This window comes from Ruegeria sp. HKCCD7296 (genome assembly GCF_013110775.1).
Classification (GTDB): Bacteria; Pseudomonadota; Alphaproteobacteria; order Rhodobacterales; family Rhodobacteraceae; genus Ruegeria.
Genome location: NZ_WVRF01000001.1, coordinates 455806 through 474697, shown reverse-complemented (window position 1 = coordinate 474697; position 18892 = coordinate 455806). Strand labels below are relative to the sequence as shown.

Genomic DNA, 18892 nt, shown 5'->3' with positions numbered 1-18892 from the left:
GCCCGGCCTTAGGGAAAGGATAACGCAAATGTATCTGTTCTTGGCATTTTTGTTGGTGCCCATCATCGAGATTGCGCTGTTTATTCAGGTTGGTGGTCTGATCGGCCTTTGGCCAACCCTTGCCATTGTTGTGCTGACCGCAGTTTTGGGCACGGTTTTGGTGCGGACACAAGGTCGCATGGCACTGGGAAATCTGCAGCGTTCCTTTGCTGAGCTGGATGACCCGACCGAGCCTTTGGCCCATGGTGCGATGATCCTTTTGTCAGGCGCACTGCTGCTGACACCAGGTTTTTTCACCGATGCCATAGGATTTGCCTTGCTGGTACCTGGCGTTCGTGTCGCTGTGTTCCGCTATCTGAAGTCGAAAGTCACCGTGGCACATTTTCAGATGGGAACGGGCACTGGATTTCAGTCACGACAAAACCCTTTCGAGCAAGGGGACATCATTGACGGTGAATTCAGCGAAGTTCGCCCGAAAAAAGACCCTTCTAAGCCGTCGAAATGGGTGGAAGGGCCCCACCAGCATTGAGGTGCCGCGCCCAACTTGCTAAGCAGTGGCGAAATTTAATTTTGGAGTAGATCCATGGCCGAAGAAAACGCTGCAGAAAACACTGCGGCCCAAGCCGCCCCGCAGGTTCAAATGCGGGTTCTGGGGCAGTTCATCCGTGACATGTCTTTTGAAAACGTGATGGCGCAAAAGGGTGTGTCAGGCGACGTGCAGCCGGAAATCGCTGTTCAGGTGAACCTGGACGCGAAAAAGCGCAGCGCTGAACATCAGTTCGAAGTGTCCATCAAGCTGAACCTGACATCCAAGGCCAAAGGCATGGATGATGTGCTGTTCCTGTGCGAACTGGACTATTGTGGGCTGTTCCACGTGGAAGGTGTGCCAGAAGATCAAATGCACCCGTTCCTGATGATCGAATGCCCCCGGATGCTGTTCCCGTTCCTGCGCCGCATCGTCAGCGACATCACCCGTGATGGCGGCTTCCCGCCGGTGAACCTGGACAATATCGATTTCGTCGCGCTGTATCGCAACGAATTGATGCGACGTCAGGCCGCTCAGGCCGAAAAGACCGACGCCTAAGGCTTTGACCCGTGCCTGACCGGATCAGGCGCGGGTCCACAGGGCGCTTTCGCCCAGCTTTTCTACAAATGCCTCATGCGCTGCGCGCTCATCCTCGGTGATCCGGGAAGGCAACGGTGTGCCGCGCGGCATTGGCCGCCAGTCTTCGCCGCCGCCGGATGCGGAGGATGCGGACGTGGACAGGCCAAAATCAGGCTGTCGCCCACCGATCAGCTCAAGATAAACCTCGGCCAGAATTTCAGAGTCGAGCAAAGCGCCATGCAGAACACGGTTCGAATTGTCGATATTGAAACGTCGGCAAAGCGCATCCAAAGACGCCGGAGAGCCGGGAAACCGTTTGCGGGCGATTGCCAGCGTATCCAGTGCTTGTTCCATCGGGATCAACGGCGCGCCCATCCACTTCAGTTCAGCGTTCAGGAACTTCATGTCGAACGAAGCGTTGTGGATCACCAACCGCGCATCCCCAACAAACTCACGAAACCCGTGACCCACCTTGGCAAACACCGGTTTGTCTTTCAGCGTCACCTCACCCTTTTCCGGTGGACGCGGGTTGTCCAACAGATCCGGGCCGATGCCATGCACGCCAAACGCCTCATCCGGCATACCGCGTTCCGGGTTGATATAGACGTGATACGTTTCACCCGTCGCGACGTGGTTCCACAGCTCTACGGCACCAATCTCAACAATCCGGTCGCCGCTTTCGGGATCGAACCCGGTGGTTTCGGTATCAAGTACGATCTCACGCATGATTCATCCCCGCCCGTATCTGCCTGACCACATCCTGCACTTGCTGACGGGCATGGTCCAGCGTGTCTGTTTCGATCACGAAGTCTGATCGCGCGCATTTCTCTGCATTCGGCATCTGCTTGGCGCGGATCTGTTCGAACTGCGCCTCGGACATGGTTCCCCGTTCCATAACACGGCGCTTTTGTTCATCCGCCGGGATCGAAACGCAGGCGACGGCGTCCATGGCTGCGTCTCCGCCTGTTTCGAAAAGAAGGGGTATGTCGAACACCAGAATGTCGCTTGTTGTGTTTTCGCGAAATACAGCGCGATCTTTCGCGACCAGAGGATGCACAATCGCTTCGATTGCTTTCAACGCATCAGAGTCCTTCGCAATGATCTGCTTTAACGCGTCCCGGCTTACAGCTCCGTCAACAATAGCGGCAGGGAAAACTGCTCGCATCTGTTCAATTGCAGCACCTCCGGGCGCGTATAACCGATGCACAGCAGCGTCCGCATCCCACAGGGCGCAGCCTTCTTCGACAAACATCTGCGCCGTGGTGCTTTTCCCCATACCAATGGAACCAGTCAGACCCAGCGCAAAACTCATGCCAAAGCAGCCGCGCGCGTATCCGCGTCCACCTCAGGGCGCACACCGAACCACCGTTCAAATCCAGGAACCGCCTGGTGCAGCAACATGCCCAATCCGTCGACTGTGGTGCATCCTGCCTCTTCCGCAGTTTTCAGAAGGTTTGTTTTCAACGGAGCATAGACCAGATCCGTGACCACGGCACCGGGCTGCAACCCATCCAGTGGAACCCGCAATTCCGGCTGGCCCTGCATCCCCAATGAGGTCGTATTGACCACCAGTTCCGCGTTTTCGATGACGTTTCCGGCCTGAACCCAATCTACAACGCGGATTCGTTGACCAAATTCCTCTTTCAGATGATCCGCACGGGCGCGCGTCCGATTGGTCAACAGGATTTCCGGCACACCTGCATCAGACAACGCTTGCAGAACGGCGCGAGCTGCCCCTCCGGCCCCGAACACAACAGCCGGGCCGTCTTTGGCATTCCAGTCGGGGGCACCGCTGCGCAGGTTTTCCATGAACCCGTACCCATCAGTGTTATCTGCGTGGATCGAGCCATCTTCGCGGAACACCAGTGTATTCGCAGCACCAATCACCGTTGCGCGATCGGACACGTGATCCGCGATCTTCAACGCTGCTTCCTTGTGGGGAACAGTTACATTGGCCCCAACAAAACCGGCTTTGGGCAGCGTACGTAGCACGGTTTCCAGATCGGCTGGGGCAACATCCATTGGGATGTAGTGCCCGGCAAGACCATACGTCTTCAGCCAATGGCCATGCAGTTTCGGGGAACGCGAATGCCCAATGGGATGTCCGATCACCCCGGCCAGAGGAACCCGGTAGTCCGTCATTGATCGATCACCCCTTTGACAGCCAGAAAATTGAGAAGCTCCAACAGGGGCATACCCAAAACGTTAAAATAGTCGCCGTCAATGGTGGCGAACAGGCGGACACCTTCTTCTTCCAACTTATATGCTCCGACGGCATGGCGGATACTGTCCCAGTTCCGTGAGACATAGTCTTTCAGATAGGCATCAGAGCTGGCCCGCATCCGCAATCGTACCTGTCCTACGTGCCGCCAAATCGGCTCTCCGTCTTGATAGATCACGGCCGCTGACAAAAGCATGTGCCGTTTGCCGCGCATCGCTTTTAGCTGAGCCACTGCTTGTTCCGGGTTTTCAGGTTTTGACAGCAGCTGACCGTCAAAATCCAGAACCTGATCACACCCCAGCACCATAGCGCCAGGATTCTTGTCGCTGACTTTGCGGGCTTTCATTTCCGCAAGCGTGTCGGCAATATCTCGTGGTGATGCGCTTTCAGCCAGCAAGGCGCGCTTGGCGGTCTCTTCATCCACGCGCGCGGTTTGAACGGTGAATGGTACAGCTGCATTCTCAAGCAGCTGCGCCCGTATCGCAGATCCCGATGCCAGAAGAATGGGGACAGACATGTGGAAAACCCCGTGTGCAAGTCGATGAGAGCTCTCGGGTGCTTTGTATGGTTTTCCGGTTGACACGCAACCCCGGGAAAATCGTGTCAAAGATCCCCGAGTCGCTCAAATCCCATCCAACCGGGACAAGGATAAGTCTGATCACCGGGATAATCTGATTGTCCCATGATACCCAAAGAGTTATCCCCAAACACTACTTGGGTGTAACCAACTTAAGTATCTGTTTTTATTACTATAAATTAAGTTTCAACAGAATCACTGAAAAATCCAAAAGTTCTGTCCACCTGGGGAAAACACATGGGTAAAAAAGTAATCCACGGAAATTGTTTTCCCTACAAAACCATCTTCCTTTCTCTTTCTTTATTTTTTTATTAGGGAGAGTTCCGAACAACGCTCGGAGCCAAGATGACTGATCTTCTTTTCACGCTGTACCCGTGGGTGAAGTCACTCCATATCATGGCCGTGATCTCATGGATGGCGGGTCTGTTCTATCTACCACGCTTGTTCGTCTATCACGTTGAAAAAGCTCAGGCTGTCGACGGGGCGCAAGAAATCTTCTTTGAAATGGAAGAAAAGCTGCTGCGTGTGATCATGCGCCCTGCGATGATCGTGGCGTGGGTGTGCGGCCTGATCATGGTGTTCACACCGGGTATTGTTGGATGGGATTGGTCCTGGCCTTGGATCAAAGGCGCGGCCGTGATCGGTATGACCTGGTTCCATCACTGGTTGATGGCGCGTCGCAAGGATTTCCTGGAAGGCCGAAATAAGCTCACTGGGCGGCAGTATCGTATGATGAACGAGGTTCCGACCGTTTTGATGGTTATCATCGTTCTGGCGGTCATTCTGAAGTTCTGACGGGCTGTTTGACTCCGAAGGCAGTCGCGCTTATGTAGGGGACAACTCGCCCGTCCGGGCGGCGTATCTTCCGTACTGAAATTTCACTTCGTGCCGCGCTGATCGCGGTGAAGGTATATATCATGACAACTGACGCCCTGAATCTGGCCGACCTGAAGGCCAAAAGCCCCAAAGACCTTCTGGCGATGGCCGAAGAACTGGAGATCGAAAACGCCTCGACCATGCGGAAAGGCGAGATGATGTTCCAGATTCTGCGCGAACGCGCGGATGAGGGCTGGACCGTTGGTGGTGATGGTGTGCTTGAGGTGCTGCAGGACGGTTTCGGTTTCCTGCGCTCACCCGAGGCGAACTATCTGCCGGGTCCCGACGATATCTATGTCTCGCCCGATATGATCCGTCAGCACTCGCTGCGCACCGGCGATACGGTCGAAGGTGAAATTAAAGCGCCCGACGATAACGAACGTTACTTTGCGCTGACCAAGGTCACCAAGATTAACTTTGAAGATCCTGAAAAGGCCAAGCACAAGATCCTGTTCGACAACCTGACGCCACTGTACCCAGATGAGCGTCTGAAGATGGAGATCGAAGATCCGACCATCAAGGACAAGTCGGCGCGTGTGATCGACCTTGTGTCGCCGATCGGTAAAGGCCAGCGCTCGCTGATCGTGGCACCGCCGCGGACCGGTAAAACGGTTATCCTGCAGAACATCGCGCATTCGATCGAACAGAACCATCCAGAGTGTTACCTGATCGTTCTGCTGATCGATGAACGCCCGGAAGAGGTGACCGACATGCAGCGCTCGGTGAAGGGTGAGGTTGTGTCCTCGACCTTTGACGAGCCCGCAACACGCCACGTGGCCGTGTCCGAGATGGTGATCGAAAAGGCCAAGCGTTTGGTCGAACATAAACGAGATGTTGTTATTCTTCTCGACTCGATCACAAGACTTGGTAGGGCCTTTAACACTGTGGTCCCATCCTCGGGTAAAGTTCTGACCGGTGGTGTGGATGCGAACGCGCTGCAACGCCCGAAACGCTTCTTTGGTGCGGCGCGGAACATCGAAGAGGGTGGCTCGCTGACCATCATCGCTACCGCGCTGATCGATACTGGCAGCCGGATGGACGAGGTGATCTTTGAAGAATTTAAGGGCACGGGTAACTCGGAAATCGTTCTGGATCGCAAGATCGCTGATAAACGCGTGTTCCCGGCCATCGACATCCTTAAATCTGGTACACGGAAAGAGGATCTGTTGGTCGACAAGGGCGATCTGGCTAAAACCTTTGTTCTTCGCCGCATCCTCAACCCGATGGGAACGACCGATGCAATCGAGTTCCTGCTATCCAAGTTGAAGCAGACCAAGACGAACTCGGAATTCTTCGATTCAATGAACACCTGACGCCGAACTGGTACTGACGCGGGGGCTATTCATGGATACGATATTTGCCCTGGCCAGCGCGCAAGGCAAAGCTGGGGTGGCGGTCATCCGCCTCTCAGGGCCGGACTCGCATTCTGCGGCGGCGCGGCTGACAGGTGGCACGCTGCCTGAACGTGGCATGGTTCTGCGGACATTGCGGGATCAGGGTGGTGCGCGTCTTGACGATGGCTTGGTTCTTACGTTCCAGGCCCCGGCCAGTTTCACCGGAGAGGATGTGGCAGAGCTTCAGATTCATGGCAGTACAGCATCCGTCAACGCGGTATTGCAATGTTTGTCGGATACTGAAGGGCTGCGCATCGCGGAGCCGGGCGAGTTCACACGCCGGGCGCTTGAGAATGGCAAGATGGATCTGACGCAGGTCGAAGGCCTGGCCGATTTGATTGATGCCGAAACCGAGGCGCAACGCAAACAAGCGCAAACAATTCTGGCTGGTGAGCTGGGCATACTGGCAGAACGGTGGCGCCGGGATTTGATCCGCGCTGCGTCTTTGCTGGAAGCTGTTATCGACTTTGCCGATGAAGAGGTTCCAACGGATGTAACGCCTGAAGTTCGCGAATTGATCACTGGTGTCATGTCAGACCTTCGCCGTGAGGCAGAAGGAGTAAAAATCGCTGAACGTATACGCACGGGGTTTGAAGTTGCAATTGTGGGGCTTCCGAATGCGGGTAAGTCCACTCTTCTGAACGCACTGGCAGGTCGAGACGCCGCCATCACTTCGGAATACGCTGGAACCACGCGGGACGTGATCGAAGTTCGGATGGATCTGGCTGGTTTGCCTGTGACTTTGCTGGATACGGCCGGGTTGCGTGAAACTGAGGATCATGTTGAAAACCTGGGTATTGAGCTGGCGCGCAGCAGAGCGGAGGCCGCCGACCTGCGTGTTTTCCTGTCAGATACACCCCAAGACCTAGGGGTTGGGATGCAGGCAGGTGATATTCATGTTTTGCCGAAAGCTGATCTTCGAAGTGAAAATAGTCTCGGCGTTTCTGGTAAAACAGGGCAGGGGATTGACGCGCTTGTAAACCAGATTTCGTATGTCCTTGGTGAAAGAACTACCACCCATGGTATTGCAACGCGGGAACGACATCGGGTTGCAATCAATGGGGCACTGACTTCTCTCCAATCGGCAATCCCGGTTCTGGAATCAGGTCCAGACATGTATGATATCGCCGCGGAAGAATTACGAACCGCCATAAGGGCACTTGAATCGCTGGTGGGCAGAATAGATGTCGAAACACTGCTGGATGAAATCTTCTCTAGCTTCTGTTTGGGAAAGTAAGGAGTGTTTCACGTGAAACATTCGAAGTTTGATGTCATCGTTATTGGTGCTGGGCACGCCGGGACAGAGGCTGCTCATGCCTCTGCAAGGATGGGTGCCAATACTGCTTTGGTAACCCTGTCCGCATCGGACATTGGTGTAATGTCCTGTAATCCGGCAATTGGTGGCTTGGGGAAAGGCCATTTGGTTCGTGAGATTGATGCTCTTGACGGCGTTATGGGGCGTGTTGCGGATCAAGCCGGCATTCAGTTTCGTTTGTTGAATCGTCGTAAAGGACCTGCAGTACAGGGCCCCAGAACACAAGCGGATCGAGCGCTTTACCGGGCGGCGATGCAAAAAGAAACGAAAAACCAGAACAATCTGTCCGTTATCGTCGGTGAAGTTGTCGACTTTCTTATGAACGGGCCGCGTGTTTCCGGCGTTTTGCTTGCGGATGGATCAGAGATTTCCGGGCAGGCAGTCATACTGACATCTGGGACATTTCTGCGCGGAGTCATTCATATCGGTGACGTCTCACGACCTGGTGGGCGGATGGGAGATCGCCCTTCTATCAAGCTTGCCGAACGTTTGGATAGTTATGATTTGCCGCTGGGACGCTTGAAGACAGGTACGCCGCCTCGTTTGGATGGGCGGACAATTGACTGGTCCGATCTAGAGCGTCAAGACGGGGACGAAGAGCCAACACTATTCTCATTTCTGTCGACAGACGTGGTCGCACCGCAGATCTCCTGTGGAATAACGCATACCAACGCACAAACACATGAGATCATCGAGGCCAATCTTTCAAAGTCAGCGATGTACGGTGGCCATATTGATGGTATAGGCCCTCGGTATTGCCCGTCTATTGAGGATAAGATTGTAAGATTTGCAGACAAGGAATCCCATCAGATCTTCCTGGAACCCGAAGGAGTGAATGATCACACGATCTATCCTAACGGTATTTCAACCTCACTTCCTCAGGACGTCCAACTGCAGTATGTACGATCCATCAAAGGCCTTGAAAAAGCAGAGATTCTGCAACCAGGATATGCCATTGAGTATGACTACGTAGATCCTCGTGTTCTAACCGCGACACTGTCGCTGCCAGAAATTCCGGGGTTGTACTTGGCTGGTCAGATCAATGGAACCACAGGATACGAAGAGGCCGCCGCGCAGGGTATGGTTGCCGGGCTCAATGCAGCGCTTGAAGTGCAAGGCCGTGATCCTGTGCACTTCACAAGATCTGACAGCTATATCGGGGTCATGGTAGATGACCTTACAACACGCGGTGTGGCTGAACCTTATCGGATGTTTACATCACGTGCGGAGTTCCGGCTTTCCTTACGTGCTGATAATGCAGATCAGCGCTTGACGCCGATTGGCATGGATATTGGATGCGTTGGGTCCGATCGTGAGGCGCACTTCAAAGACAAAATGGACCAGCTCGATGCGGTAAAGGCTAAGCTGGCAGAGCGTACATACACACCGAAACAGGTGCTGTCGGCCGGAATTAACGTCAACCAAGATGGCAATCGCCGCGACGGGATGGCGATCTTGGCATTTCCGGACGTATCTTTCGACAATCTGTTACCATTGATCCCGGATCTACAAGATGTGGATCAAAAAATCCGACTTCAGATTGAGCGTGACGCGCTTTATGCAAACTACATTGCGCGCCAGAAGCGAGATGTGGAGGCGATGAAGCGGGATGAATCTTATGTTATCCCTCGCGACTTCGACTATTCCTCTTTAGATGGCTTATCTTCCGAGATGAAGCATAAGCTATCGCAGGCGAAGCCTTCGAATATAGCCCAAGCAAGTCGAGTCGAGGGGGTAACACCTGCCGCGCTGACACTTGTACTTGCGAAGCTACGCCGCGAAGACAGGGCGCGACGGGCATGAGCGCTGGTTATTCGGCATTTGAGCGGCTAAATGTTTCACGTGAAACATTCAAGCGTTTGGAAACCTACGTTGATCTCGTAAATCGCTGGAATCCTAAAATCAATCTAGTGTCCCGAAGTAGTCTGGAACACATCTGGGATCGCCATATCCTCGACTCCGTGCAAGTTTATAGATGTGCTGGTCAATACAAAAGCTGGGTGGATATAGGCAGTGGAGGCGGATTTCCGGGAATGGTATGCGCCTTGATCGCGGCTGATCATTCACCAGACTCACGATTTACTTTCGTTGAAAGTGATCAAAGGAAGTCTGCCTTCTTACGCAATGTAGCGCGGGAATGTGAAATCAAATGCAAGGTGATTTCGAAGCGAATCGAAAGTGTTGATCCTTTGGATGCAGATGTCCTTTCGGCTCGTGCCCTGGCAGAGTTGCGGGTATTATTGTCCTTTTGCGACAGGCATTTAAGTAAAACGGGAACAGCTTTGTTGCCCAAAGGCGCAACCTGGAAAAAAGAACTGTCAGAGGCGCAAGAAGAATGGAATTTTAACGTCGAGCCGATTACAAGTTTAACTGAACCTCAGGCCGTTATCCTTAAAATCAAAGGAGTATCACGTGGTTGATCTGTCCCGACCTTCAGGACCTCGGATTATTGCGGTCGCCAATCAGAAGGGCGGAGTGGGGAAAACAACGACGGCAATCAATCTTGCAGCAGGGCTTGCGGAATCCGGTTGCCGGGTTTTGGTGGTTGATCTTGATCCTCAAGGGAATGCGTCCACCGGATTGGGTGTAGAGGATCGGGATTGGACAACCTATGACCTCATCCTTGACGACGCTCCGTTAGAGGCCGTTGTTCAAGAGACGGAAATAGAAAACCTTATGGTTGTTCCGGCAACCGTTGATCTGAGTTCTGCCGACATTGAATTGATATCCAATGAAAAGCGCAGTTATTTGTTGCACGATGCATTGAGGCAGACTGCGGTTGATGCTTTCAACCTTGATTTCATCCTTATCGATTGCCCGCCGTCTTTGAACCTGTTGACCGTCAATGCAATGGTGGCGGCGCATTCAGTCCTTGTGCCGCTGCAAAGTGAATTCTTTGCTTTAGAAGGTCTTTCTCAACTGATGCTGACGATCCGAGAGGTTCGGCAAACAGCAAATCCTGATCTGAGAATCGAAGGTGTTGTGTTGACCATGTATGACAACCGCAACAACTTGTCCCGTCAGGTTGAAAAGGATGCGCGTGACAATTTGGGTGAGATGGTCTTTAAGACAAAGATACCCAGAAATGTGCGAGTCAGCGAGGCTCCGTCATATGCGCTGCCAGTGTTGCAATATGATTCGGGTTCGCTTGGCGCGATGGCTTATCGGCATCTGGCCCGCGAGATCATGCACAAGAACAATAAAACCGCTGCGTAGGCGGAAATGAGGAGGGCGACATGAGCGCCAAAAAAACAAAATCCAGAGGGTTGGGGCGCGGGCTGTCCGCTCTTATGGCGGACGTAAATACCGAAACGGAAGGGCGGGCACAGTCCGAAGTGCGTCGGCCCGATCTTAAGGTTCCAATTGAGAAGCTAAAGGCCAATCCCAATCAGCCGCGCCGCACATTCCTGCCCGAACAGCTGGACGAATTGGCCGCCTCGGTCAAGGAAAAGGGTATTATCCAGCCTCTGATTGTCCGGTCGACCGGAGCTGATGAATACGAAATCGTTGCAGGGGAGCGTCGTTGGCGGGCAGCGCAAATGGCGCAGCTGCATGATATCCCTGTCATCGTGCGGGATTTTGACGACACCGAAGTTCTGGAAGTTGCGATAATCGAAAACATCCAGCGCGCGGACCTGAACGCGGTGGAAGAGGCCGCTGGGTACAAGCAACTGATGGATCGTTTCGGCCATACGCAGGAAAAGCTGGCTGAAGCTTTGGGTAAAAGCCGCAGCCACATTGCAAACCTTCTGCGTCTTTTGTCCTTGCCAATGGATGTTCAAGCTCTTGTTATTGAAGGAAAAATATCTGCAGGACATGCAAGAGCCCTGATTACGGCCGAAAACCCATCGGAATTGGCGAAGCAGATCGTCAAAGAGGGGCTTTCGGTGCGCGCAACCGAAGCTTTGGTCAAGAAGCAGCAACAAGGTGACGCCGAACGCGCTGCACCGCGGTCCAGAAATCTGGATGCGGGCAAGGATGCCGATACGCGCGCTTTGGAAAACGATCTATCTGCAATTCTGGCGATGAAAGTCTCGATCAATCACAAGGCTGGAACAGAGACGGGTCAGGTTGTCCTAACATATGAGAACTTGGATCAGCTTGATGATCTGTGCGCTAAGCTCAGCCGTTAGGTCGCGTCCAGATAAAGATCAAAACACCCCCCAGAACGACAGCTTGAATGGCCAAAACGAAAACCGGGGCGGACATCCAAATTGAGATTCCAAAAACGGCGGCGACTGAAACAGTTGCCGCCCTTTTTGCACTAGGGCGGATTGCGCCTGAGCTTTGCCAATCTTGTATCAGCGGTCCGAACAGTTGATGGGTCAACAACCAAGTGTGCAAACGCGAAGAAGATCGGGCAAAGAAAAACGCAGCCAATAGCAGAAATGGGACGGTTGGCAAAAGGGGTAGGACAACCCCAACCATTGCCAGCGCAACACATAACAATCCCAGTCCGGCCCAAAGGTAATGCATGGCTAGCTCAAAAGCTCCCGAATGACGGCGTTCAGTACAGCGCGACCATCTGATGTTGCCCGAAGTCTGCCGTTTTCATGTTCAATCATTTTGATCCCGATCAGATGATCAACCGTGTCTTCCGAGAGTTTTCGGCCTGCTAAGCGCTCCCACCGATCAATATCTAGTCCTTCCGAAACTCGCATCCCCATCATAAGGTATTCGCTCGCCTGGTCTTCAAGGGACAGTGTTGTTCGTCCTTTCTCTCCACCCCCACGCTCTGCAGCGTCAAGCCAGCGCTGTGGATTCAGATAGGTTTCGGTTGCGCATTTCTGTTGGTTAAGCGTAAGCCTCCCATGGGCGCCGGGCCCAATGCCAATATAGTCACCGTATCGCCAGTAGATCAGATTGTGTTGCGACTCGGCCCCCGTGCGCGCGTGATTGGACACTTCATAAGCGGGCAAACCGTGCGCTTCGCAAATGTCCTGCGTGATCAGATACATGTCGGCGGCGCTGTCATCTTCGGGCAAGCCACGCATTTTTCCAACGGCATATCGATCACCAAAGGCAGTTCCGTCTTCAATCGTCAATTGGTACAGAGACAGGTGGTCCACGGCCATCGACAGGGCTTCGCTCAGTTCCGCGCGCCAGGCTTCAGGTGTTTGGTGCTGTCTGGCATAGATCAGGTCAAAACTCACACGGTCAAAGCAGGCACGTGCAATGTCAAAGGCCGCTTGGGCCTCTGCGACTGTGTGGATCCGGCCCAGCCGACGCAAATCTTCGTCACTCAGCGCCTGAACGCCCATCGAAATTCGGTTTACGCCGGCATCCCGATAAGCCGCAAACCGACCTGCCTCAACCGAGCCGGGGTTGGCCTCGAGGGTGATTTCCATGTTGTTGGACGGGTGCCAAAGCGCGCGCGCCTCATCAATCACGGAAGAAACGGTTTCCGGGTCCATCAGAGACGGGGTGCCGCCCCCAAAGAAAATCGTGTTCAGTACCCGACCCGGCGTTTCAGAGGCAGAGCGGCGCAGCTCGCTCAGATAAGCTGCAAGCCATCTTTCTTGGTCAATTTTCTTCGAGACATGGCTGTTGAAGTCGCAATAGGGGCATTTGGCCTCGCAAAAAGGCCAATGCACGTACAGGCCAAAGCCCCCGTTGCGCCAATCATCCGCCAAAGCAGCCTTTCACGAACTTCTCAACCGCGCGGCCGCGGTGGCTGATCTTGTTCTTTTCCCAGCGATCCATTTCGGCAAAGGTAATGTCGTGCCCGTCCGGAACAAACATCGGGTCATAGCCGAATCCGTCCTTGCCGCGGATCGGCCAGACCAGATGGCCGGGGGCGATACCTTCGAACACCTCGTCATGTCCGTCGGGCCAGGCCAGAACCAATGTACAACGGAATTGCGCAGTGCGTGGGTGAGGTGCGTTTTTAGCCTCCAGCTCGTTATGTGCGCGGGTCATGGCCATTAGGAAATCACGACCATTTGCCGTTTCCGACCAGTCGGCGGTGTAAACTCCCGGCGCGCCATCCAGCGCGTCGATGGTGATCCCGGAATCGTCCGACAGGGCAGGCAGGCCGGTGGCTTTGGCGGCGGCATGGGCCTTGATCCGGGCGTTACCGACAAATGTGTCCTCAGTCTCTTCCGGCTCGGGCAGGTTCATGTCCCCAGCACCCACAACAGTGACGCCAAAAGGCTCAAGGAGATGCGCCATCTCCTCGAGCTTGCCTTTGTTATGGGTGGCGACCAGCAGCCTGTCCCCGTCGAACTTGCGGGTCATGCTGTAGCGGCCTTTTGCGCAGCTACCAGTTCGCCGACGCCCTTTTCGGCCAGATCCATCAGCTGATCCATCTGAGCGCGGCTGAAGACCGAGCCTTCGGCGCTCATCTGCACTTCGATTAGTTTGCCGGATCCGGTCATGATGAAGTTGCCGTCGACGCCAGCTTCGCTGTCTTCCGGGTAATCCAGATCCAGAACCGGTTGACCGGCGTAAATTCCGCAAGACACAGCTGCTACCGGGTCCACTAGGGGGTCAGAGATAACATCGCCGGCTTTCATCAGCTTGTTCACAGCCAGACGCAGGGCCACCCAACCGCCGGTGATCGAGGCGCAGCGGGTGCCGCCGTCGGCTTGGATCACGTCGCAGTCCACGGTGATCTGACGCTCACCCAGCGCGACCCGATCCACACCAGCGCGTAGGGCGCGGCCGATCAGGCGTTGGATTTCCACGGTGCGACCGCCTTGCTTGCCGCTGGCAGCTTCGCGCCGCATCCGAGTGTTGGTTGCGCGAGGCAGCATGCCGTACTCAGCCGTGACCCAGCCCAAGCCGGAGCCTTTGATAAAGGGCGGCACGCGATCTTCGATCGTTGCGGTGCACAGCACATGAGTGTCGCCCATTTTGATCAGGCAGGAACCTTCGGCATGTTTGGTGAACCCCGTTTCGATTGAAACGGCGCGCATTTCGCTTAAATCTCTTCCAGAGGGTCGCATCGGAATTCCTTTGTTTGCTGGGTTGGGGATAACGCCCCGCAGCATTACGATGCAACCCCGATTGACCTTTCATTTGCCTGCGATTTAATGACGAACGAGCAGGGGAAGACGCATGAGCGAAGCAAGCAAAATTCTGGATGAGATGAACGACCGGTCTCGCGAAGTGTTCCGTTTGATTGTCGAGAGCTATCTGGAAAGCGGTGAGCCCGTCGGCAGTCGCACTTTAACGCGCACCTTGTCCGAAAAGGTGAGCGCAGCGACCGTTCGCAATGTGATGCAAGATCTGGAGTTTCTGGGTCTTTTGGACAGCCCCCACATCAGCGCTGGTCGAATTCCAACGCAGCAAGGTCTGCGGATGTTTGTGGACGGATTGCTTGAAGTCGGAGACTTGGGCGCGGATGATCGCGAGAAATTGGAACAAACTTTAGGCTCTAACACAGGCGATGTCGGCGGAATGCTCGACCGTGTCGGCTCTGCTTTGTCACACGTGACACAGGGCGCCTCGTTGGTTTTAACGCCCAAGCGTGAATCGGAAATCAAACATATTGAATTCGTATCGCTGGGTCATGATCGGGCTTTGGTAGTGCTGGTTTTCTCGGATGGTCATGTGGAAAACCGCCTGTTCACCCCGCCGCCCGGGCAAACCCCCAGTTCAATGCGCGAGGCGGCGAACTTTCTAAACGCGCTCATCGAGGGGCGGACACTCAGCGAAGTGCGTCGGCAGATGCAGACGCAGATTGACGCACGCAAGCAAGAGATCGACGTTCTGGCGCGTGAGATGGTGGAAAGTGGAATGGCCGTCTGGGACGGAGATGGCAGCGACTCGGCCCGTTTGATCGTGCGTGGACGGGCGAATCTTTTGAACGAACCGGGTCGCGCCGAAGAACTTGATCGGATTCGGACCCTGTTTGATGATCTGGAGCGTAAGCGGGACATCGCTGAATTCCTTGAATTGACCGAAGATGGCGAAGGTGTGCGCATTTTTATTGGGTCTGAGAACAAACTTTTCTCACTTTCGGGTTCCTCTTTGGTGGTGTCTCCATATATGAACGCTGATCGAAAGATAATCGGTGCGGTCGGGATCATCGGGCCAACGCGTCTGAATTATGGACGGATCGTACCGATCGTGGATTATACGGCGCAACTGGTCGGCAAGCTGATATCCGACCGGAGCTAGAGGGTAAGAGATGGCAGAGCCGAAGAACGAAGATTTTCTGGACGATATCATGTCTGCGGAAGCGGAAGAGCTGGCCGAGGAGTTTGCAGAGATCAGCGACGAAGCACTGGAATTGGATGAGTTACGCGCTGAGCGGGACGATTATAAAGATAAGTTCATGCGCGCGCTGGCAGATGCCGAGAATGCACGCAAGCGTGGCGACAAGGCGCGTCGCGATGCGGAACAATATGGCGGTTCCAAGCTGGCCCGAGACATGCTGCCGGTTTACGACAACATGAAGCGCGCGCTTGAAGCCGCGACAGATGAGCAGAAAGAAGTTGCTGCTGGCCTGCTGGAAGGTGTTGAGCTGACCATGCGTGCGTTGAAGGACGTGTTCCAGAAGCACGGGATTGAGGTGATCACACCTGAGGTTGGCGACCGCTTTGATCCTAATGTGCATGAGGCGATGTTTGAAGCACCGGTGCCCGGTACAAAAGCCGGCGATATCATTCAGGTGTCTGCCGAAGGCTTCATGTTGCACGACCGTTTGCTGCGTCCGGCGCAGGTTGGGGTGTCGTCAACACCTTCGAACTAGTTGGCCTCGAAGAGGCCAAGCCTCTGGCGGCCGTATTTATCAACAACAAGAAGGGGCGGTCAGGAATTGGCCGCCTCTTTCAGTTTGTAAATCAGGTCGAGCGCTTCGCGTGGGGTGAGTTCGTCGGGCAGGACGTCGCTCAACATATCTGTGACAGGCGATGCTTTGGTTGAGGGCGGCGGTGGCGGTGATGCTGCAGAAAACAAAGGCAGATCGTCGATCAGAGCCTTTTGTTTACCGCCTTCCCGTTCGGTTTTTTCCAATTGATCCAGTACCACGCGAGCGCGTTCGACGACTGATGCAGGCAATCCGGCAAGCTGGGCAACTTGCACACCATAGGAGCGGTCGGCGGCGCCCTTGTGGACCTCGTGCAGGAAGATCACTTCGCCTTCCCATTCTTTGACCGCAACGGTTGCGTTATCCACGCCTTCCAGTTTACCGGCCAAAGCGGTGAGTTCGTGATAGTGTGTGGCAAACAAAGCGCGGCATTTGTTGGATGCATGTAGATGTTCAAGTGTGGCCCACGCGATCGAGAGGCCGTCATAAGTGGCGGTGCCGCGGCCAATTTCATCGAGAATGACCAGTGCGCGATCATCGGCCTGGTTCAGAATTGCAGCGGTTTCGACCATTTCCACCATAAAGGTCGAGCGACCCCGGGCCAGGTCATCGGATGCACCGACCCGGCTGAACAATTGACTGACAACGCCGATATGGGCCTGTTCAGCAGGCACGTAGCTGCCGATTTGGGCAAGCAGGGCGATCAGGGCGTTTTGGCGCAGGAAGGTTGATTTACCAGCCATGTTGGGGCCGGTCAGTAACCATATGGCCGCACCGTCATCCGCGCTTAGATCGCAGTCGTTGGCGACAAAGGCATCGCCGCTTTGCTGCCGTAAGGCGTGCTCAACGACCGGATGTCGACCGCCGTGCACGTTGAACGCGCGTGATGTGTCCACATGTGGGCGACACCAGTTTTCCCCGCGTGCCAGATCGGCGAGGGCAGTGGTTAAATCCAGCTCTGCCAGCCCGCGGGCAGCTTGATTAAGCTGTGCTGCAAGGGCCAAAACCTCATCAGAAAGCCTTTGATAGAGCCGCTTTTCAATCTCAAGCGCCAGATTCCCTGCGTTCAGGATACGGGTTTCGATCTCTGACAGTTCGACGGTGGTGAAACGCACCTGATTGGCGGTGGTCTGACGGTGGATATAGGTTTCGCTGAACGGCGGGTTCAGCATTTTCTCGGCATGGGTCGCTGTGGTTTCGATGAAGTACCCCAGCACATTATTGTGCTTTATCTTAAGCGAGGCGATACCCGTGTGTTCCGCGTATTTCTGTTGAAACCCGGCGATAACCGAGCGGCCTTCGTCGCGCAGGGTACGGGCTTCGTCTAGTTCAACTTCGAAACCGGGGGCGATGAAGCCGCCGTCACGCGCCAGCAGAGGTGGTTCCGCAACAAGCGCTTCGTCCAGAAGGGTCAAGAGATCGTCAAACCCAGTCAGGTTTTGGACGGCGGTCGACAACAGTACTGGCAACTCTTGGGCACTGCACAAACTGGCAATCGTGGCCGCTTGCGCCAACCCGTTGCGGATGGCAGCCAGATCGCGCGGACCACCTCGGTCCAACGACAAGCGTGACAAGGCGCGGTCCAGATCCGGTGTTTTGCGCAGCGCTTCACGCAGGTCTGACGCAATCAGGCTGTCCTCAGTTGCGAAGCTTACCGCATCCAGGCGCGCATGGATCACGTCCAGATTTCGGGACGGGCTGGACAGGCGCTGTTCCAGCAACCGCGCGCCGCCGGGTGTTACGGTGCGATCGACCACGGACAACAAAGACCCGGCGCGCCCACCAGAGAGCGACCGTGTCAGTTCCAGATTGCGGCGTGTTGCGGCGTCAATTTGGACGACGCGGTCTTCTGATTCTTTGAGAGGGGTTTGCAGCAGGGGTAATTTGCCCTTTTGCGTGATCTCAAGGTAATCGATCAGCGCGCCCATCGCCGAGACTTCGGCACGACCGAAAGTCCCGAACGCATCCAGCGCACCGACGTGAAACAAGCCGCATATGCGCTTTTCCGCTGCTGTGCTGTCAAAACTGGCACGTCCCACAGGCGTCAGAGAAATCCCCAGATCCCGAACCGGCTCAATAAGCTTGTCTTGAACACCGTCGGCCACGATCAACTCGGACGGGGCCAGCCGCGCCAGTTCCGGGCTGAGCCGAATCGAGGTCAGAGGCATCACGTGAAACGCGCCGGTCGAGATATCGGCCCAGGCCAAGGCGGCCTCATCCCGAACCTCGGCATAGGCAGCCAGAAAGTTGTGGCGGCGGGCTTCCAGCAGGGCGTCCTCGGTCAGTGTGCCGGGCGTCACTAGACGCACGACGTCCCGCTTTACGACTGATTTAGAGCCTCTTTTCTTCGCTTCCGCAGGGCTTTCCATCTGTTCGCAGACAGCGACACGAAAGCCTTTGCGGATCAGTGTAAGCAAATACCCTTCGGCTGCGTGCACTGGCACACCGCACATTGGAATGTCTTCGCCATTGTGTTTGCCGCGTTTTGTCAGGGCGATGTCCAGCGCTTCGGCGGCATTGACGGCATCTTCAAAGAACATCTCGTAGAAATCGCCCATGCGATAAAACAGCAGGGCATCGGCGTGCGCCTCTTTGATCTCGAGATATTGCGCCATCATCGGCGTGACTGTGGACAAAGGCGGCCCCCTT

20 protein-coding genes are annotated in these 18892 nt (G+C 55.0%); 11 read left to right on the top strand and 9 right to left on the bottom strand.

Translation table 11 applies throughout. The features are described 5' to 3' along the window. Positions 1 to 28 precede the first annotated feature (28 nt). On the top strand, positions 29 to 529 hold the full coding sequence (locus tag GS632_RS02370; protein ID WP_171234627.1) for an FxsA family protein: 501 nt from the start codon (positions 29 to 31) through the stop codon (positions 527 to 529). A gap of 54 nt (positions 530 to 583) precedes the next feature. After that, positions 584 to 1084 (top strand): protein-export chaperone SecB, encoded by a 501-nt coding sequence (secB, locus tag GS632_RS02365; protein ID WP_171092779.1) that lies wholly within the window; start codon positions 584 to 586, stop codon positions 1082 to 1084. A 24-nt stretch (positions 1085 to 1108) separates the two neighbouring features. Here secB and dnaQ read toward each other — a convergent pair whose 3' ends face one another. From dnaQ to GS632_RS02345, 4 genes are read right to left on the bottom strand one after another with little or no spacing between them, the layout of a single operon-like run. Then, positions 1109 to 1831: a DNA polymerase III subunit epsilon gene (dnaQ, locus tag GS632_RS02360; RefSeq protein WP_171234628.1), complete on the bottom strand. Its 723-nt coding sequence runs from the start codon at positions 1829 to 1831 to the stop codon at positions 1109 to 1111. Then, positions 1824 to 2417 carry a dephospho-CoA kinase gene (gene coaE, locus GS632_RS02355; protein ID WP_171721556.1) on the bottom strand — a complete coding sequence of 198 codons (594 nt, stop codon included), beginning with the start codon at positions 2415 to 2417 and terminating at the stop codon, positions 1824 to 1826. Before coaE ends, dnaQ begins: the two co-directional genes overlap by 8 nt. Beyond that, on the bottom strand, positions 2414 to 3247 hold the full coding sequence (locus GS632_RS02350; RefSeq protein WP_171721557.1) for a shikimate dehydrogenase: 834 nt from the start codon (positions 3245 to 3247) through the stop codon (positions 2414 to 2416). The genes coaE and GS632_RS02350 overlap by 4 nt, the downstream gene beginning before the upstream one ends. Continuing rightward, positions 3244 to 3843: a nucleoside triphosphate pyrophosphatase gene (locus GS632_RS02345; protein WP_171234631.1), complete on the bottom strand. Its 600-nt coding sequence runs from the start codon at positions 3841 to 3843 to the stop codon at positions 3244 to 3246. Before GS632_RS02345 ends, GS632_RS02350 begins: the two co-directional genes overlap by 4 nt. A 405-nt stretch (positions 3844 to 4248) precedes the next feature. On the opposite strand from GS632_RS02345, the gene GS632_RS02340 reads away from it, so the two are divergent. The 7 genes from GS632_RS02340 (at position 4249) to GS632_RS02310 (ending at position 11621) form a co-directional block, all read left to right on the top strand. After that, a complete protein-coding gene (locus tag GS632_RS02340) occupies positions 4249 to 4698 on the top strand; it encodes a CopD family protein (RefSeq protein ID WP_171178694.1) in 450 nt (149 codons plus the stop codon). A gap of 122 nt (positions 4699 to 4820) precedes the next feature. Continuing rightward, the gene (rho, locus tag GS632_RS02335) at positions 4821 to 6092 is read left to right on the top strand and encodes a transcription termination factor Rho (protein ID WP_171178692.1); all 1272 of its coding nucleotides are present in this window, start codon (positions 4821 to 4823) and stop codon (positions 6090 to 6092) included. A 31-nt stretch (positions 6093 to 6123) separates the two neighbouring features. Beyond that, the gene (gene mnmE / locus GS632_RS02330) at positions 6124 to 7410 is read left to right on the top strand and encodes a tRNA uridine-5-carboxymethylaminomethyl(34) synthesis GTPase MnmE (protein ID WP_171721558.1); all 1287 of its coding nucleotides are present in this window, start codon (positions 6124 to 6126) and stop codon (positions 7408 to 7410) included. A 12-nt stretch (positions 7411 to 7422) separates the two neighbouring features. Further along, on the top strand, positions 7423 to 9291 hold the full coding sequence (gene mnmG / locus GS632_RS02325) for a tRNA uridine-5-carboxymethylaminomethyl(34) synthesis enzyme MnmG (RefSeq protein WP_171721559.1): 1869 nt from the start codon (positions 7423 to 7425) through the stop codon (positions 9289 to 9291). Beyond that, the gene (rsmG, locus tag GS632_RS02320; protein WP_171721560.1) at positions 9288 to 9908 is read left to right on the top strand and encodes a 16S rRNA (guanine(527)-N(7))-methyltransferase RsmG; all 621 of its coding nucleotides are present in this window, start codon (positions 9288 to 9290) and stop codon (positions 9906 to 9908) included. Before mnmG ends, rsmG begins: the two co-directional genes overlap by 4 nt. Beyond that, on the top strand, positions 9901 to 10704 hold the full coding sequence (locus GS632_RS02315) for an AAA family ATPase (protein WP_171178684.1): 804 nt from the start codon (positions 9901 to 9903) through the stop codon (positions 10702 to 10704). The genes rsmG and GS632_RS02315 overlap by 8 nt, the downstream gene beginning before the upstream one ends. Positions 10705 to 10724: 20 nt before the next feature. Continuing rightward, entirely contained in the window at positions 10725 to 11621 is an 897-nt protein-coding gene (locus GS632_RS02310) for a ParB/RepB/Spo0J family partition protein (RefSeq protein ID WP_171721561.1), read from the top strand. Here GS632_RS02310 and GS632_RS02305 read toward each other — a convergent pair. From GS632_RS02305 to rph, 4 genes are read right to left on the bottom strand one after another with little or no spacing between them, the layout of a single operon-like run. Further along, complete coding sequence (locus GS632_RS02305; RefSeq protein ID WP_171178680.1) at positions 11611 to 11964, bottom strand: YbaN family protein; 354 nt, start codon at positions 11962 to 11964, stop codon at positions 11611 to 11613. The genes GS632_RS02310 and GS632_RS02305 overlap by 11 nt on opposite strands. 2 nt (positions 11965 to 11966) lie before the next feature. Next, positions 11967 to 13121, bottom strand: coding sequence for a radical SAM family heme chaperone HemW (gene hemW / locus GS632_RS02300; RefSeq protein ID WP_171721562.1), 1155 nt, complete (start codon positions 13119 to 13121; stop codon positions 11967 to 11969). Beyond that, on the bottom strand, positions 13111 to 13725 hold the full coding sequence (gene rdgB / locus GS632_RS02295) for an RdgB/HAM1 family non-canonical purine NTP pyrophosphatase (RefSeq protein ID WP_171721563.1): 615 nt from the start codon (positions 13723 to 13725) through the stop codon (positions 13111 to 13113). Before rdgB ends, hemW begins: the two co-directional genes overlap by 11 nt. After that, positions 13722 to 14435: a ribonuclease PH gene (gene rph, locus GS632_RS02290; protein WP_171721564.1), complete on the bottom strand. Its 714-nt coding sequence runs from the start codon at positions 14433 to 14435 to the stop codon at positions 13722 to 13724. Before rph ends, rdgB begins: the two co-directional genes overlap by 4 nt. A 112-nt stretch (positions 14436 to 14547) precedes the next feature. On the opposite strand from rph, the gene hrcA reads away from it, so the two are divergent. Beyond that, entirely contained in the window at positions 14548 to 15612 is a 1065-nt protein-coding gene (gene hrcA, locus GS632_RS02285) for a heat-inducible transcriptional repressor HrcA (RefSeq protein ID WP_171721565.1), read from the top strand. Positions 15613 to 15622: 10 nt separating this feature from the next. Then, the gene (locus GS632_RS02280; RefSeq protein ID WP_171178672.1) at positions 15623 to 16186 is read left to right on the top strand and encodes a nucleotide exchange factor GrpE; all 564 of its coding nucleotides are present in this window, start codon (positions 15623 to 15625) and stop codon (positions 16184 to 16186) included. A 59-nt stretch (positions 16187 to 16245) separates the two neighbouring features. Here GS632_RS02280 and mutS read toward each other — a convergent pair whose 3' ends face one another. Beyond that, positions 16246 to 18861, bottom strand: a complete 2616-nt coding sequence (gene mutS, locus GS632_RS02275) for a DNA mismatch repair protein MutS (RefSeq protein WP_171721712.1) — start codon at positions 18859 to 18861, stop codon at positions 16246 to 16248. Between the last annotated feature and the right edge of the window lie 31 nt (positions 18862 to 18892).

Coding starts and splice junctions, on each gene's coding strand:
- GS632_RS02350 (WP_171721557.1), bottom strand. CDS start 3,247: ATGACGGACTACCGGGTTCCTCTGGCCGGGGTGATCGGACATCCCATT.
- GS632_RS02280 (WP_171178672.1), top strand. CDS start 15,623: ATGGCAGAGCCGAAGAACGAAGATTTTCTGGACGATATCATGTCTGCG.
- rsmG (WP_171721560.1), top strand. CDS start 9,288: ATGAGCGCTGGTTATTCGGCATTTGAGCGGCTAAATGTTTCACGTGAA.
- rph (WP_171721564.1), bottom strand. CDS start 14,435: ATGCGACCCTCTGGAAGAGATTTAAGCGAAATGCGCGCCGTTTCAATC.
- coaE (WP_171721556.1), bottom strand. CDS start 2,417: ATGAGTTTTGCGCTGGGTCTGACTGGTTCCATTGGTATGGGGAAAAGC.
- rho (WP_171178692.1), top strand. CDS start 4,821: ATGACAACTGACGCCCTGAATCTGGCCGACCTGAAGGCCAAAAGCCCC.
- secB (WP_171092779.1), top strand. CDS start 584: ATGGCCGAAGAAAACGCTGCAGAAAACACTGCGGCCCAAGCCGCCCCG.
- rdgB (WP_171721563.1), bottom strand. CDS start 13,725: ATGACCCGCAAGTTCGACGGGGACAGGCTGCTGGTCGCCACCCATAAC.
- GS632_RS02345 (WP_171234631.1), bottom strand. CDS start 3,843: ATGTCTGTCCCCATTCTTCTGGCATCGGGATCTGCGATACGGGCGCAG.
- GS632_RS02310 (WP_171721561.1), top strand. CDS start 10,725: ATGAGCGCCAAAAAAACAAAATCCAGAGGGTTGGGGCGCGGGCTGTCC.
- mutS (WP_171721712.1), bottom strand. CDS start 18,861: ATGATGGCGCAATATCTCGAGATCAAAGAGGCGCACGCCGATGCCCTG.
- GS632_RS02370 (WP_171234627.1), top strand. CDS start 29: ATGTATCTGTTCTTGGCATTTTTGTTGGTGCCCATCATCGAGATTGCG.
- mnmE (WP_171721558.1), top strand. CDS start 6,124: ATGGATACGATATTTGCCCTGGCCAGCGCGCAAGGCAAAGCTGGGGTG.
- GS632_RS02305 (WP_171178680.1), bottom strand. CDS start 11,964: ATGCATTACCTTTGGGCCGGACTGGGATTGTTATGTGTTGCGCTGGCA.
- hrcA (WP_171721565.1), top strand. CDS start 14,548: ATGAGCGAAGCAAGCAAAATTCTGGATGAGATGAACGACCGGTCTCGC.
- GS632_RS02340 (WP_171178694.1), top strand. CDS start 4,249: ATGACTGATCTTCTTTTCACGCTGTACCCGTGGGTGAAGTCACTCCAT.
- dnaQ (WP_171234628.1), bottom strand. CDS start 1,831: ATGCGTGAGATCGTACTTGATACCGAAACCACCGGGTTCGATCCCGAA.